Here is a 15,444-nt window from a genome sequence, read left to right as displayed (position 1 = left end):
TTGGATAGACTCTTGGAAGAAAACTACTCAACAACGTTTAAAAGGCTCGCTGCCTATATTAAACCGTACTTTTTAGGATTTGTTATCGCACTTATCGGCATGTTAGGTTACGCCGGTATCGATGTGCTTTTTATCTCAGAAATCCAAACTTTTATAGACGATGGTATAACTGAAAAAAATAGCGAAGTATTAGCGGCTGCACCACTGTTTGTTATTGCTGTGTTTTTTCTTCGCGGTGTATTTAATTACATGGCCACATACGGGTTAGGCTGGGTTGGCTCTAATATTGTAATGAAAATGCGCCAAGAGTTATACGAGAAAATGCTGACACTGCCTGTGACTTATCATGATGCTGAATCAAATGGCAGCCTTATCTCAAAAATTACCTTTGATACTGAACAAATTGAAAATGCATGTAGCAAAGCGTTAATGACACTCGTTCGAGAGGGTGCCATGGTCGTTGGACTTCTCGCTGTTATGTTTTATCACAGTTGGAAACTGTCTGTTGCCATCATAGTGCTAGTGCCTATTGTTGCTTTAATAGTCACTTATGTTACTAAGCGATTTAGAGTTATTTCTAAACGAATTCAATCGGCGATGGGAAATGTCACCAGACAATCAGAACAGATGTTGTCGGGACATAAAGTTATTCTAGCGTTTGGCGGTCAGAAAAAAGAAACTGAATCTTTTTTTGATACGAACAATCACAATCGTCAGCAACGCATGAAAATGGTAGTAACCAAAACATTGAGCGTATCGTCGATTCAGGTTATTGCTTCCTTTGCTTTAGCGGCGGTGTTGTACATCTCTGCTCAGCCTGAAATGTTGGGCACATTATCACCAGGTACTTTCTCTGTTGTTCTTTCATCTATGATGATGTTGCTACGACCACTTAAAATGTTAACCACAGTTAATAGCGAATTTCAAAGAGGCTTAACAGCTGCAAAAAGTGTATTTGAAGTATTAGATGTAGAGTCTGAAGTTAACAATGGAACGATAGCTAAAGAAACCGTAAAAGGGCATTTAAGTTTTAATAATGTTAACTTTGCTTATGCGGGTACTAATAAAAATGTCATTACAAACTTCAGCTTAGATATTAAACCAGGCACTACGGTAGCACTGGTTGGTAGAAGTGGTAGCGGTAAGACAACAATTTCAAATTTCGTACCGCGTTACTATTTTCCAAATGAAGGAAATATCACCATTGATGGCGATGATATTAATGAATTTGAACTAACGAACTTACGCTCTCATATCGCTATGGTTTCTCAACAAGTGGTTTTATTCAACGATTCAATTGCAAATAATATTGCTTATGGAATGTCACGCGTTACCAGATCAGAGGTAGAGAATGCCGCTAAACTAGCCCATGTAGTTGAGTTTACAGATCAGCTAGAAAATGGATTAGACACTGAAGTTGGCGAGAACGGAGCTTTGCTTTCGGGCGGCCAACGCCAACGTATCGCAATTGCTCGAGCGATTTTAAGAGACTCACCAATTTTAATTTTAGATGAAGCAACATCGGCATTAGATACTGAGTCCGAACGTGCAATTCAAGACGCTATGCAGCACCTAATGACTAACAGAACCAGTATTGTTATCGCACACCGTTTATCGACAATCGAAAATGCAGATAAGATTGTTGTTATGGATAAAGGCCGAATTATAGAGCAAGGCACGCACTCAGATTTGATAGCACAAAGTGGCGCTTACGCGGCATTGCATCAACTACAGTTTGGTGATGATTAAATGAGCGGTTTAGAAGCCGCATGGTATTCCAACAAACGTTGGGTGTGGTTACTGTTACCATTAACTGTATTATTTTGGTTAGTAAGCAACTTAAGACGAGGCTTATTTAAACTCGGTGTAAAAAAACAGATAAAAGCAAATGTTCCAGTAATCGTTGTGGGTAATATTACCGTAGGCGGGACTGGGAAAACGCCATTTGTTATCTATCTTGTCAAGTTGCTTAAAGGACTTGGTTATACACCGGCTATTGTAAGTCGTGGTTATGGTGCAAACACTAAAATTGGCCCAAGCTTTCCACGTTTAGTTAATGCGATTAGCGACCCTAGCTTAACGGGTGATGAGCCAAACTTATTGGCTTTGCGCACTGGCGTGCCAGTGGTAATTGATTCAGACAGAACAAAAGCGGTGAAATATGCATCTCAAATAAGTGGTGTAAACATTGTTATTTCTGATGATGGCTTGCAGCATTATAAGATGGCCAGAGACATGGAAGTGGTATTAGTAGATGGCGCTCGTTACTTTGGAAATGGTTATTTGTTGCCGATGGGACCATTAAGAGAACCTATAAGTAGGTTAAAATCGGTAGACTTTACCGTGGTCAATTCAGGCTTTTTAAGTAAAAGTAAATCAAGCTTACAGTCTGATGAAAATAAGTTTATAGATTATCAACTTGGTGCAACCTCACTAATAAAGCTGAAGGGTAAAACCGTGTCTCTTTTGAAAGAAGAGACCAGAAATGTGCACTTGATATCTGGAATTGGAAATCCAGAGCGATTTAAAAAAACCGCTCAAAAGTCGGGCCTTAAAGTAGTATCTGAACATTGGTTTCCCGATCACCATAACTTTACTGAAGCAGATTTTAAATCGATTGAGTTACAAGATAACGACATTATTGTAATGACCGAAAAAGACGCAGTTAAATGTATGAAGTTTGCTCAGCCTAATTGGTATGCGCTGCCAGTTGACGCAGTAATATCAGATTCGCTTGAGCGCAATCTCACAGATAAAATTAAAAAATTAAAAATAACGGAATAGAACATGGCTTTTGATACAAAATTATTAAATATAATCGCGTGCCCTATATGCAAATCAAAACTACATTACGCGAAAGATACAAACGAATTAATTTGTAAAGTTGACCGAATTGCTTATGCAATTAATGAAGACATTCCAGTTATGTTAGAAGGCGAAGCGCGCCAGTTATCTTCAGAAGAAATTGAACAGTACAAATAAAAAGAGTATTCAATGATAAATCAAAAAACACATGACTTTATAGTTGTTATTCCAGCTCGTTATGACTCAACAAGACTACCGGGTAAACCATTAGCAATCATAGACGACAAACCTATGGTGCAGTGGGTATACGAACGTGGAGTTGCTTCTGGCGCTTCAAAAGTAATTGTAGCTACGGATGATCAACGTGTTTTTGATGCAGTTAAAGCCTTTGGCGGCGAAGTTTGTATGACTGCAAAAAGTCATGAATCAGGCACCGAGCGCCTGGCCGAAGTATTGAATATTTATGGCTTCGAAGATGATACCGTTGTGGTAAACGTGCAAGGCGATGAACCTATGATCCCGTCGGTTAACATTCAGCAACTTGCTGCTAATTTAATCAAGTTAAAAGATCAGAACGTTGGAATGGCAACCTTGTCAGAGAGCATTTGCTCTTATAATGAATTAATAAACCCTAATGTTGTTAAAGTTGTCACCAACAAAGATGGTTTGGCGTTAACTTTTTCCCGTTCAGCTTTACCTTATGACAGAGACCAGTTCACTAAACAAGCAGCGGACATAAACCTCGATTTTCCATATCAAAGACATATCGGCATTTATGCTTATACGGCCGGATTCATTAAAGACTATATCAGTTGGCCAACTTCACAGTTGGAGCAAATTGAATCGTTAGAGCAGTTAAGAGTCTTATGGCAAGGCAAAAGTATTCATGTTGATTTAGCGATTGAGCCACCGCCGGCCGGTGTCGATACACCAGAAGACCTCGAGCAGGTTCGAAGATTAGTGGCGAGTTTAAAACAACAATAAATGGAATCCGAGTTGAGCATAAATGTTGTTTTAGAACACAATGACTTTTACATAGTTAATAAGCCAGCCAATGTAAACTTTCATGATGAAGGTGATATTGGCCAAGGTTTTTTTAATACTTGTGCGAGTTACTTCAAGGAAGAGTTATTTCCTGTTCATCGTCTTGATAAAGTCACTTCAGGTTTATTGATATTAGCGAGAAACAGCCAAGCGGCGGCTCGTTTTCAAGACGCTTTTAGCGCTAGAGAAATCACCAAGTTTTATCTAGCAATATCAAATATGAAACCTAAAAAAAAGCAGGGTGCCATTATTGGCGATATGGAAAAAGCCCGTCGTTCTCAATGGAAGCTTTTAAAAACCAAACAAAATCCTGCAGTTACTCGCTTTTTTAGTTATACAAATCCAGATAAAGCCGGCTTTAGACTTTATTTACTTAAACCAGAAAGTGGTAAAACTCATCAGCTAAGAGTCGCCTTAAAAAGCTTGTCAGCGCCTATTTTAGGCGATGAGCTTTATGGTGGTCAAAGTAGTGATCGCGTTTACCTGCATAGCGCTAAATTAGATTTTCAGTATGGCGAAGACTTGATTTCAGTTCAATCAATGCCAGATGAAGGCGATGAGTTTGCATCGCAACTTGATTTGATTAATGCGGTTTTAGAAGAAGCCAATGACTTACCTTGGCCAGCAAAAGTCAGTAATAAAGAGTATAAAATATGAGTGATTATGAGATCCGTTTTGGCGGAATAACTCGACTTTATGGTGTAGAGCCACACCTTTGGCTAAAGCAAGCTCACTTTTGTGTAGTTGGTATTGGTGGCGTTGGTACATGGGCGGCAGAAGCATTAGCGCGCTCAGGAATTGGTACAATCACACTTATAGATTTAGATGATGTTTGTACTACAAATACTAATCGCCAAATTCATGCAATGTCTTCAACTGTAGGTAAGTCTAAAGTAGACGTGATGGCTGAGCGAATTAAACAAATAAACCCGGACTGCGAAGTTCATTGTATAGAGGATTTTGTAACCACTGACAATTTAATTGAGATCTTTGGTACTCGCCATGAGTCAAGTTTTGACGTTGTCATCGATGCAATTGATAGCATTGCTGCAAAAACGGCATTAATTGCACATTGCCATAGAAACAAAATCAATTTAGTTGTAACAGGTGGTGCCGGCGGACAAACAGATCCTAGCCAAATACAGTTTGGCGACTTGGCAAAAACCACACACGATCCATTGTTGTCTAAAGTTAGAAACCAGCTACGTCGAGATTTTAACTTTAGTAAAAACCCTAAACGAAAGTTCTCAGTGGACTGTGTATATAGTAAGGAACAGCTGCAATATCCTCAAGCCGATGGCTCCGTTTGTGCTGCTAAGGTATCAGCAGAAGGTAGCATGCGACTAGATTGCAATATGGGATTTGGTGCAGCGACAATGGTAACGGGCACGTTTGGATTTTTTGCTGCGTCAAAAGCCATAACTAAGCACATTAGTAAAATGGAGCGTTTGAATAAAAAGGAAAGTCTATGAGCTTGTTAATCAATATCCCCGATAGAAATACTGATAAATTAGTAGCGAAATTAGCAGAACGTATTGGCAGTGAAAATATTGAAGTATGGCCTGATGTTGCAAAGCCAGATGACGTTGAACTCGCTTTAGTATGGCAACATGAACCTGGCAGTTTAGTCCTGTTTAAGAACTTAAAAGCCGTGTCTTCTTTTGGCGCTGGTGTTGACTCGATATTTGCTGACCCACAGTTACCAAATGTGCCGGTAACTCGAATAGTGGATGCCGACTTATCTGAGAATATGGCGCAGTATGTTTTAACTATCGTAAATCAATACAGACTTCGACTACCAACATATCAAACACAGCAATCTTTAGCGCTATGGAAACCTCGAAGTAATCGTAAGGGAAGGGATGTTGGCATTTTAGGCTTAGGAAAGCTAGGAATGCATGTTGGAGAGGTTTTAATAAAAAACGGCTATCGTGTAAAAGGTTGGAGCAGAACAGAGAAGAGTCACCCAACAATTGACTGCATGAGTGGTAATGTTGGCTTTGATTCCTTGATTCAAAACGTAGACTATCTAGTTTGCTTATTGCCGCTAACTACCGATACAAAAGGTATTATTGACGATGAGGTTTTCAGTAAAATGAAAACCGACGCGGTGCTCATCAATGTGGCGCGCGGCGGGCATGTTAATGAAGATAGTGTAATTGCTGCCCTTTATAACAAAGAGATAGCAGCTGCATATTTAGATGTGTTTGATATAGAGCCATTACCAGAAAGCCATCCATACTGGCGAACGCCCAATCTGCACATTACACCACACGTATCAGCAGTAACTAATGTTAATACAGCGGTTGAACAGGTTATTGAAAACTACAACAACGTTCTAGACGGAACAGAACTTATAAACGTGGTTGATAAGACACTAGGCTATTAGTATAAGATAATGGCTTGTTAATTGTTAATTGTTAATTGTTAATTGTTAATTGTTAATTGTTAATTGTTAAGCCATTTCTCTTTAATCATGTCAGCACATCGTTCGGCTACCATAATAGTAGGGGCGTTAGTATTGCCCCCAATTAGATTCGGAAATACAGAAGCATCAACGACTCTTAGATTTTCAATTCCTATTACTTCTAATTGATTATTTACAACGGCAGATGGGTCATCAAGTAATCCCATTTTGCAGGTACCAATTGGGTGATAAACTGAGTCGGTTAAAGTTTTGATTTTATCGATAAGCTCATTATCATCTAAATTCTGATCTTGGTTTATCGAGCATACTTGATATCTTTTAATTAGATCGTGTTGCAGTATTTGATTCGCCATTTTAACGCCCGCCAACATAGTATTCACATCGTCTTCGTGAGCTAGAAAGTTGGGATCAATAATAGGGCAATCAGTTGGGTTGTTACTTTTTAGAGTGACGCTGCCAACACTTTTAGGCCTTAGAACACAGGTATGATTGCTAAAACCGTGTTTTAAACTAGTACGCCAATCTCGAGCATGATCTTTAACTGTGGCGATCACAAAGTGAAATTGAATATCCGGTCGTTGTAATGCTTTATCCGTTTTCAAAAAGCCACCGGTCTCCGCAAAGTTACTCGTTAATATACCTTGCCCATTTTTAAAGTATTGATAGGCCTGCTTTATCATTTTAGGTATTGCTGAGGCCGATAGGCCATATAAATCAGTTCGATTTGACTCAAAACAGCTAACATAATCTGGATGGTCTTGAAGGTTTTGGCCTACACCATCTAATTCATGCTGTAACTTAATATTATTATTCGCTAACTGTTCTTTAGGACCTACACCCGACAGAAGTAAGATTTGTGGTGACTTTATTGCGCCTGCTGATAACAAAACCTCTTTTTCTGCGGTAAATATTTTACCATCTAGAGTTTCAATACCTTTGCAGACTTTATCTTCTAATATAACTTTAGCCACTTCACTATTAGTAATGACGGTAAGATTGTTACGGTAGCGAATTGGCTCTAGGTAAGACCTAGATGCACTAAAACGTTGTCCTTTATATTGTGTTACTTGGTAACGTCCCATGCCTTCTTGTTCAAAACCATTAAAATCGTCTATATGTGGGTAACCAAGTGCCACACCTGCATCTACAAAAGCATCAGCAATAGGGTGGTTTGAATAGGAATTAGAAACATATAATGGCCCGTTGTGCCCGTGGAGGTCTTTACTATTGGAGTCGTTATATAAGTTTTGGTTATTTTCCGACTTAATAAAATAGGGCAATACGTCATCCCAACCCCAACCTAGGTGTGCCCAATCTTGATAGTCTTGTTGATGACCTCGAATATAGATCATCGCATTAATAGCGCTACTACCACCTAACACTTTTCCTCGAGGTTGGTACCCAATACGGTTTGCCATTGCTTGTTGTGGTGCGGTATCAAATGCCCAATTATTGTAATGGGTTGGCACCATAGAAACAGCGCCTGCAGGCATTTTTATTAACGGACTAGTATCTTCTCCACCGGCTTCTAATAAAAGAACAGAAAAGTTTGCACATTCTGAAAGGCGAGCTGCCAATACACAACCTGCAGAGCCTCCGCCGACAATAATAAAATCAAAATGTTTCAACTTATTCTCCTTTTTCAGTATTAGCGCACTGGTACCATTTATTGGTATCTAGACTTAACGTCCTTTGGCATATGCTCTATGAAAGTTTTGTTAATTCCATCTAGTAACTTAAAAAATGGAGAAATGTCTACATTATTGACACCTTCATTTTCTTCTATTGCATACGCTATTGCTTCTAAAGTTGATAAACCGTTATCAATAGATGTTTTTCGAATGGCATATTGACTCATATAAGCTTCTGATAAAGCGACATGACTTAGGTCATTTAACCAAGGGTGTGTATAAAACAGTTTCTTAGCTTTTTTCCAGGTGCCGTCAATCACAATTAAATGATCAAAACAGAAGTTGTTGTTCACGCAAGTAGATATAGGTTTAGCAACTTGTGAAGGGAATAGAATTGCTGTTTCTTCTGATTGTATTGAAAGTTCGCTTAGTAATTTAATATCAGCAATATCTTGCTCTGTGACAATCGAAATGTTTTTAGATAAAAAAGGCAGTAACTTTGCTGTGTTTTTAGCGTTACTCCCTTCCTTGTCACACTGAATAATTGTAATTTTTGTTTTGTGTTTTACAGGAGTAAGAAAACTGCACAAACAACGTGTTTCAGGGTACATACAGTGCGAACAGGTTTTTCGCTTACTCATTATTTTTTTAAAGTTTCTTGATATGGAGGCCAGCCTAATGGTTTGCCAGCTAAAACATGTAAATGGATATGATAAACCGTTTGACCGCCATCGGGGTTGCAGTTCATTACGCATCGAAAGCCATTGTCAGCAAATCCCATTTCGTCTGCAATTTTAGCCGCTGCAACGTACAACTTACCAACTAACTCAGCATTATCATTGTTAATATCATTTGCAGTCCGTATTTGAACTTTTGGAATAACTAAAAAATGAATTGGGGCCTGCGGGTTAATGTCATTAAACGCTAAAACATAATCATCTTCATAAATGATAGTTGCGGGTATCTCACGGTTAATTATCTTGTCGAAAATTGTGGCTTCAGTCACGTCAAAGGGCCTTAAAAAGAAGAATTTAAACAAAAACTTTACTGATCTAGTGAATGATGTGCAAGATTAGTATTGAATAAAAGAAGATTTATTTATGATAGTGTTTTTTTGTTTTAGTTAATTGGGTATGATTAGGCTCTAACCCAAAGGAAATCCTCATATCGTGAATGCAAAAGTAACATTGATTTATCGCTTTATTATTGCTGTCCTTTTTTTGGCTTCAATCTCATTTTCTTATGCGGTAGAGGTTAAAGGCTTATATACAGGGAAAATACTTGTTACTGATAAATCCCAAAAAACTAGGGTTAAAGCTCATAAATGGGCGATAGAGCAAGTTTTAACTAAAGTCACTGGTTCACGAGAAATATTAAATAATAAAACCGTTCAATATGAAATTAGAGTAAAAACCGCTAATTATATTAAGTCATTCACTTTTGATACTGACAGTCAAAACAGAGTCTTTTTGGTGGATCAATTTGATCAAACAAAGATTGATGCTTTGGTTAGAAAGGTGGGTGCTTCTATTTGGGGTCAAAGACGACCTAAAGCTGTTCTATGGTTAGTTTTAGAAGAGGGGCTTAATAGAACTATTGTCAATGAACAGGAATTCCAGCAGATAGCAGAAGTTATTAATCAAAGTAGTGAGAACAGAGGGCTGCCTCTAACGTTACCTTTGATGGATGAGCAAGACAGCGAAACAATATACTCCTCTGACGTATGGGCTAAGTTTGATGGTGTCGTTAGTAAAGCCAGCCAAAGGTATGAAGCAGAATATTTTGTAATGGCAAGACTTCGAGCGGTTGATAACTTTAAAGAACCAGAGTACCAGTCAGGTTGGTTGTTAGATTTCAGTATATTTAAGGACAGAAGGTTTCTTACCAAAGGAACCTCTAATGGTGACCAGTTTTACGTATTAAAAGAGTTAGTTAACTCATTAGGAGATTACTTCGCTAGCCAATACTCTGTGAGTAACCAACAAATAAAACAACAGAACATAGAGTTCACCATTAGCAATCTAAAATCCATGTTAGATTTAAAGTTAGTTGAAAAACATTTAACCAACTTACCGCCAATAAAAAAAGTATATCTTCATGAAGTTAATGCCGACCAAGCTCGGTTTACGTTATGGTTATCAGGTCAAGGTTTGGATGTGATAAGGGCCCTTTCTCTATTACCTAACTTCGAACGTGTAGAAACTCAGTCTGTTTCAAAAGCGCCGGAGTTATCAGTGGAGCAACAACTAGACTTGTTAACTAAAGAATATACAAACTCTGATGCAGAAGCAGACGGAACAAATTTGGATATAAAACAAATTAGCGTTTTGAATTACCGATGGTTAAACCGCTAATGCAGTTATTATTACCGGTTACTTATAACAGCACTCAAACTTTTAGCTCATTCGTTGAAAGTGAAGGCCTTGCAGGCTTGGTTGTTAAAGAATTAAGAAGTGCTATAGAAAGTGAAGAGTTCACAGCACACTATTTAGCAGGGCAGCATGGTGTTGGATGTACCCACCTTTTAAATGCAGCATGTCACTTTGCAGATGAGATTGGCAAAACGAGCATTCTATTGCCTTTAGAGCAAGTGTTAGCAGCAGAACCCGGCTTAATAGACGGGTTAGACTCAGTCGACGTGGTTTGTATTGACAATATACACTTAGTGTCGGAAAACGACGCGTGGCAAACGGCACTTTTTAATCTATTTAATGCCTTGTTGCAGAACAAAGCAACCGTGATATTTGCTGGGCATGACATTCCCACCAATCTAAACTTAACATTACCTGACCTAGGTTCAAGACTACAATGGTGTACGTTATACCAACTGCCAGAGTTAACTGAAGCATTAAAAATAGAGGCGCTTATTCAACATGCCCATTTAATGGAATTTGAAGTTACGGAAGAAGTTGCGAAATTTATTATTAATAGATTACCTAGAAATATGATTTTTTTAATGCAGGCACTCGATACGATGGCAAGACAGAGCGTTGCCATGAAACGAGTTGTTACGGTTCCGTTTGTGAAAGAAGTATTGGGAATTTGACGTTTAAAAAACAGAAAACGTTCAGAAATCAACCAGCTCTCTTTGCCCTAAAAGCAAACATTTAAAAAAAAGTAAAAAAATCCCTCAAAATTAGCCAAATAGAACTAAAATCTCGACTGGTTTTACGTTAATATTTACGGCTGAAAATAGAAATCCGAATCTCACAAGATCGTCAATGACCGAAAAGAGTTTTCCATGAATTTAGAAGAAACAGTTGGCTTAGCAAAAGAAGCCATCAACAACGCTAACGATATTGCATCGCTAGAAGAAGTTCGAGTCGAATTTCTAGGCAAAAAAGGTAAGATCACTGAGTTACTTAAAGGCTTAGGAAAAATGGACCACGAGCAACGTAAGGAAGCCGGTCAGGCTATCAATGTTGCAAAAGGTGACGTACAAAAGGCATTAACGGTACGCCGTGAAGCACTGCAAGCTGAAGCATTAAACGCGAAGCTGGCGGCTGAAACTATTGACGTTACTAAGTCTGGTCGTGGTATAGAGCCTGGAAATATACACCCGGTAAATAGAACTATCGAACGAATTCAGCAATTCTTTGGCGATTTAGGCTTTGAAGTAAAACAGGGTCCAGAAGTAGAAGACGGTTTTCATAACTTTGATGCGCTAAATATACCAGAACATCACCCAGCTCGTGCCGATCACGATACGTTCTACTTTACCGCAGATACGGTTTTACGAACGCAAACCTCTGGTGTTCAAATTCGTACTATGGAAACAGAGAAACCACCGTTGAGAATCATATCTCCAGGCCGTGTTTACCGTAACGATTATGACCAAACTCATACGCCAATGTTCCACCAAGTTGAAGGTCTAATGGTTGACAAGAATGTAAGTTTTGCTGAGCTAAAAGGCATATTGCATGACTTCCTTCACCAATTCTTTGAAGAAGATTTACAAATTAGATTCCGCCCATCTTATTTTCCATTTACTGAACCGTCAGCTGAAGTTGATGTGATGGGTAAAAATGGTAAATGGTTGGAAGTACTTGGTTGTGGCATGGTCCACCCAAATGTACTTCGTTCAGTGGGAATTGATCCAGAAGAATATACTGGCTTTGCCTTTGGCATGGGCGTTGAACGATTAACAATGTTGCGTTACGGCGTAAATGACTTACGTTCTTTCTTCGAAAACGATCTTCGTTTCTTAAAGCAGTTTAAATAGGAATTCATCCAATGAAATTTAGTGAAAAGTGGTTACGTGAATGGGTGAACCCGAGCATATCAACTAATGAATTAAGCGAACAGCTTTCTATGGCTGGGCTAGAAGTTGATGGTGTTGAGCCCGCAGCAGCAGATTTTACCGGTGTAGTTGTTGGTGAAGTAGTTGAATGTGGCAAGCATCCTGAAGCAGATAAACTTCAGATTACAAAAATAAATGTTGGTACTGCAGGCGATGGCGAACTAATCGATATTGTTTGTGGTGCTAAAAATTGTCGTTTAGGTCTTAAAGTGGCTGTTGCTATGGTAGGCGCGGTTTTACCGGGTGACTTTAAGATCAAGAAAGCTAAATTAAGAGGCCAACCTTCTTTTGGTATGCTTTGTTCTTGGTCTGAATTAGGTATGGCTGATGACAGCGACGGTATCTTAGAGTTACCAAACGACGCGCCTTTAGGCACGGATGTTAGAGAGTATTTAGATTTAAACGATCAAATTATTGAGATCGATTTAACTCCAAACCGTAGTGATTGCCTTGGAATATTAGGTGTTGCGCGCGAAGTTGGTGTTCTGAATAACGAAGATGTTAAAGCTCTAAACGTTAAAGACGTACCTATGTCAATTGAAGATAAAGTATCAATTGAATTAGAAGCACCAACATCTTGTCCTCGTTATTTAGGTCGTGTAGTAAAAGGCATTAACGTTAATGCAACAACACCATTGTGGATGACTGAAAAGTTACGCAGAAGTGGTATCCGCTCAATTGACCCGGTTGTTGATATTACTAATTTTGTATTGTTAGAGCTTGGTCATCCAATGCATGCATTTGATTTATCTAAGATTGAAGGCGGAATAAAAGTACGACTAGCCAACAAAGATGAAAAGTTAGTTTTACTGGATGAGTCTGAAGTTAAGTTATATGAAAAAACTTTAGTTATTGCTGATCACAATAAGCCGCTAGCAATTGCCGGTGTGTTTGGTGGCTTAAACTCTGGTGTCACAACAGAAACTAAAGACGTTCTTTTAGAAAGCGCATTTTTCTCACCTGTGACAATGGCAGGCGCAGCGCGTCGTTACGGTTTGCATACTGATGCATCTCACCGCTATGAACGTGGCGTAGATTTTAAACTGCAACGCACTGCAATGGAAAGAGCAACTCAACTATTGTTAGAGATTGCCGGTGGAGAAGCAGGCCCAATTGTTGAAGCAGTAAACAATGATGAGTTACCTAAAGAGCCTGTGGTTTCTTTACGTCGTGAAAGACTAGACAGAGTATTAGGTCATGTAATTAGTGATGAAGAAGTAACAACTATACTAAGCCGTTTGGGATTAGATGTTTCTTTTGAAAATGGAACATGGTCAGCCATCTCTCCTAGCTTCAGATTCGATATCAATATTGAAGAAGACTTAATTGAAGAAGTTGCTCGTGTGTACGGTTATAACAACATTCCGAATATTGCGCCAACGGCTTCTTTAAAGATGCCTAGCCATCCTGAAAAGAATATTGAAAAGAATGTGTTTTCTTCAACGTTGGTAGACTTAGGTTATCAAGAAGCTATCACTTATAGTTTTGTTGATCCTAAAGTTCAGTCAGCTTTGTTCCCGAATGAATCAGGCTTAGTTTTACCACATCCTATTTCAGCAGATATGTCAGTAATGAGACTAAGCTTGTGGTCAGGTTTATTACCGGCTGTTTCTAATAACCAAAAGAGACAACAAAGCCGAGTTCGTTTATTTGAAACTGGCTTAAGGTTCTTGCCAGACACTAACTCTGAAATGAATATTCGCCAAGAAGCTATGTTAGCAGGTGTTATTTCAGGCACAGTTAATGGAGAATATTGGGATGGTAACCCAAGAGCAGTTGATTTCTACGATATTAAAGGTGATGTAGAAGCATTGCTGGCCAAAACAGCGTCGGTGGGTAATATCGAATTTTTGCCGATGGCAAGTGGCGATAGAAACTCTGCTGCCTTGCACCCAGGACAATCAGCACAAATTACCAGAAATGGTAATGTGATTGGGTATGTTGGGGCCGTTCATCCACAAATAGAAAAAACTATCGGCTTAAACGGAAAAACTTTTGTTTTTGAACTAATCTTGTCAGAGATTGAAGTTAGAAACTTACCGGACGCAAAGCCAGTTTCTAAGTATCCATCCAATAGAAGAGATATCGCTGTAGTTGTAAAAGAAGCTGTTAATGCTGGCGAGATCTTAAAAGAAATTAAAAATATTGGCGGAAATCAATTGGTTGACCTAAACTTGTTCGATGTGTACCGTGGAGAAGGTATAGAAGATGGCAATAAAAGTTTAGCCATCTCTTTAGTACTACAAGATGTTGAAAAAACATTGGAAGAACAGGATATTAGTACTAAAATTGATCAAGTAGTGAATATGTTAACTGATAAATTTGACGCGACGCTAAGGCAATAAAACTATGGCATTAACCAAAGCAGAAATAGCAGAACAGTTGTTTGAAAAAGTAGGTCTTAATAAGGCCGACTCAAAAGGTTTAGTTGAAGAGTTTTTTGAAAAAATTCGTTCAACCTTAGAAAGTGGCCAACAAGTTAAGCTTTCTGGCTTTGGTAACTTTGAGCTGCGTGAGAAAAAATCACGCCCAGGTAGAAATCCAAAAACGGGAGAAGATATTCCAATCTCTGCTCGTCGAGTTGTGACTTTTAGACCTGGTCAAAAGCTAAAGGCTAGAGTTGAAGTTGGCACTGCTGAACTAGTAAAGCAGGAAAAGTAGACTCAAAATTAAAGTATAAAAAAACCAGCCTTTAAGCTGGTTTTTTTTATTCTATTAAAACATTATTTATAGAATAAGCTTTAGTAGAAACCTTGTGGTGTACGACTGTCACTATTAAGTGATGCTAAATAGTCTAACCAGAAGTTTGCTGGGTTATATCCGTCGCCTTTTTTAACAACTTTAAAGCCCGCAGACTTTGCTTCTGCAACTTTACTTGCTGGCGCTGCTTTTTTAACTGATTTTTTTGCCTTTGCTGGCTCTGCCGCTTTTGCCGATGGAGCTGAACCAGACAATTCTTGAGTCATCTCTTCAATAGCAGCTAGTCGAACGTTTTTACCGCCATCGATGCTGTACCAACCACTCTTTACTTCAACTGATGGCTCTTTTCCATTTTTAGCTACGTAAGCTGCTGTGAAGTCAGACAAGACCTGATCTTTGTCTAGTTTACTCATTATATTTACCTAAATAATTATTTTAAAAAAGATGAAGTTTATTTATACAAACTTTCAAGGTAAATTTCAACTTTACAGAGAAATTAGACTATAAAAGAACGTTTTTCGCCTTAAATGCTCGTC

Annotated in this window: 16 protein-coding genes; 12 read left to right on the top strand and 4 right to left on the bottom strand. The window is 38.6% G+C overall.

Translation table 11 applies throughout. The features are described 5' to 3' along the window. Positions 1-12 precede the first annotated feature (12 nt). From msbA to ABD009_RS01365, 7 genes are read left to right on the top strand one after another with little or no spacing between them, the layout of a single operon-like run. Positions 13-1,749, top strand: a complete 1,737-nt coding sequence (msbA, locus tag ABD009_RS01395) for a lipid A export permease/ATP-binding protein MsbA (RefSeq protein ID WP_343822248.1) — start codon at positions 13-15, stop codon at positions 1,747-1,749. Next, positions 1,750-2,784, top strand: a complete 1,035-nt coding sequence (lpxK, locus tag ABD009_RS01390; protein ID WP_343822247.1) for a tetraacyldisaccharide 4'-kinase — start codon at positions 1,750-1,752, stop codon at positions 2,782-2,784. Positions 2,785-2,787: 3 nt separating this feature from the next. Beyond that, complete coding sequence (locus ABD009_RS01385) at positions 2,788-2,982, top strand: Trm112 family protein (protein WP_343822246.1); 195 nt, start codon at positions 2,788-2,790, stop codon at positions 2,980-2,982. A 12-nt stretch (positions 2,983-2,994) separates the two neighbouring features. Next, positions 2,995-3,789 (top strand): 3-deoxy-manno-octulosonate cytidylyltransferase, encoded by a 795-nt coding sequence (gene kdsB, locus ABD009_RS01380; protein ID WP_343822245.1) that lies wholly within the window; start codon positions 2,995-2,997, stop codon positions 3,787-3,789. Further along, on the top strand, positions 3,790-4,506 hold the full coding sequence (locus tag ABD009_RS01375) for a TIGR01621 family pseudouridine synthase (protein WP_343822244.1): 717 nt from the start codon (positions 3,790-3,792) through the stop codon (positions 4,504-4,506). Beyond that, the gene (gene tcdA / locus ABD009_RS01370) at positions 4,503-5,321 is read left to right on the top strand and encodes a tRNA cyclic N6-threonylcarbamoyladenosine(37) synthase TcdA (protein WP_343822243.1); all 819 of its coding nucleotides are present in this window, start codon (positions 4,503-4,505) and stop codon (positions 5,319-5,321) included. Before ABD009_RS01375 ends, tcdA begins: the two co-directional genes overlap by 4 nt. Further along, positions 5,318-6,238, top strand: a complete 921-nt coding sequence (locus tag ABD009_RS01365; protein WP_343822242.1) for a 2-hydroxyacid dehydrogenase — start codon at positions 5,318-5,320, stop codon at positions 6,236-6,238. The genes tcdA and ABD009_RS01365 overlap by 4 nt, the downstream gene beginning before the upstream one ends. Before the next feature lie 59 nt (positions 6,239-6,297). Here the strand turns inward: ABD009_RS01365 and ABD009_RS01360 are convergent, their stop codons facing one another. Genes ABD009_RS01360 through ABD009_RS01350 form a run of 3 tightly spaced genes read right to left on the bottom strand, consistent with a single transcriptional unit; the run spans position 6,298 to position 8,914 of the window. After that, entirely contained in the window at positions 6,298-7,905 is a 1,608-nt protein-coding gene (locus tag ABD009_RS01360; protein ID WP_343822241.1) for a GMC family oxidoreductase, read from the bottom strand. 38 nt (positions 7,906-7,943) lie between these two features. After that, a complete protein-coding gene (locus ABD009_RS01355; protein ID WP_343822240.1) occupies positions 7,944-8,549 on the bottom strand; it encodes a tRNA-uridine aminocarboxypropyltransferase in 606 nt (201 codons plus the stop codon). Next, positions 8,549-8,914: a histidine triad nucleotide-binding protein gene (locus tag ABD009_RS01350; protein ID WP_343822239.1), complete on the bottom strand. Its 366-nt coding sequence runs from the start codon at positions 8,912-8,914 to the stop codon at positions 8,549-8,551. Before ABD009_RS01350 ends, ABD009_RS01355 begins: the two co-directional genes overlap by 1 nt. A 163-nt stretch (positions 8,915-9,077) precedes the next feature. On the opposite strand from ABD009_RS01350, the gene ABD009_RS01345 reads away from it, so the two are divergent. From ABD009_RS01345 to ABD009_RS01325, 5 genes are all read left to right on the top strand, one after another. Then, on the top strand, positions 9,078-10,262 hold the full coding sequence (locus ABD009_RS01345) for a DUF2066 domain-containing protein (RefSeq protein ID WP_343822238.1): 1,185 nt from the start codon (positions 9,078-9,080) through the stop codon (positions 10,260-10,262). After that, positions 10,262-10,954, top strand: a complete 693-nt coding sequence (gene hda / locus ABD009_RS01340) for a DnaA regulatory inactivator Hda (RefSeq protein WP_343822237.1) — start codon at positions 10,262-10,264, stop codon at positions 10,952-10,954. Before ABD009_RS01345 ends, hda begins: the two co-directional genes overlap by 1 nt. Before the next feature lie 195 nt (positions 10,955-11,149). Continuing rightward, the gene (gene pheS, locus ABD009_RS01335; RefSeq protein WP_155694711.1) at positions 11,150-12,130 is read left to right on the top strand and encodes a phenylalanine--tRNA ligase subunit alpha; all 981 of its coding nucleotides are present in this window, start codon (positions 11,150-11,152) and stop codon (positions 12,128-12,130) included. Between the two features lie 11 nt (positions 12,131-12,141). Further along, positions 12,142-14,553 carry a phenylalanine--tRNA ligase subunit beta gene (pheT, locus tag ABD009_RS01330; RefSeq protein WP_343822236.1) on the top strand — a complete coding sequence of 804 codons (2,412 nt, stop codon included), beginning with the start codon at positions 12,142-12,144 and terminating at the stop codon, positions 14,551-14,553. Positions 14,554-14,557: 4 nt separating this feature from the next. Then, positions 14,558-14,869 (top strand): integration host factor subunit alpha, encoded by a 312-nt coding sequence (locus tag ABD009_RS01325; protein WP_155694715.1) that lies wholly within the window; start codon positions 14,558-14,560, stop codon positions 14,867-14,869. Between the two features lie 80 nt (positions 14,870-14,949). On the opposite strand, the gene ABD009_RS01320 is transcribed toward ABD009_RS01325, so the two are convergent. Next, complete coding sequence (locus ABD009_RS01320) at positions 14,950-15,321, bottom strand: hypothetical protein (protein ID WP_343822235.1); 372 nt, start codon at positions 15,319-15,321, stop codon at positions 14,950-14,952. Positions 15,322-15,444 lie beyond the last annotated feature (123 nt).

Source organism: Psychrosphaera haliotis (genome assembly GCF_039523615.1).
In the GTDB taxonomy this organism is placed as follows: Bacteria; Pseudomonadota; Gammaproteobacteria; order Enterobacterales; family Alteromonadaceae; genus Psychrosphaera; species Psychrosphaera haliotis.
This window is presented reverse-complemented; position numbering and strand designations above follow the sequence as displayed.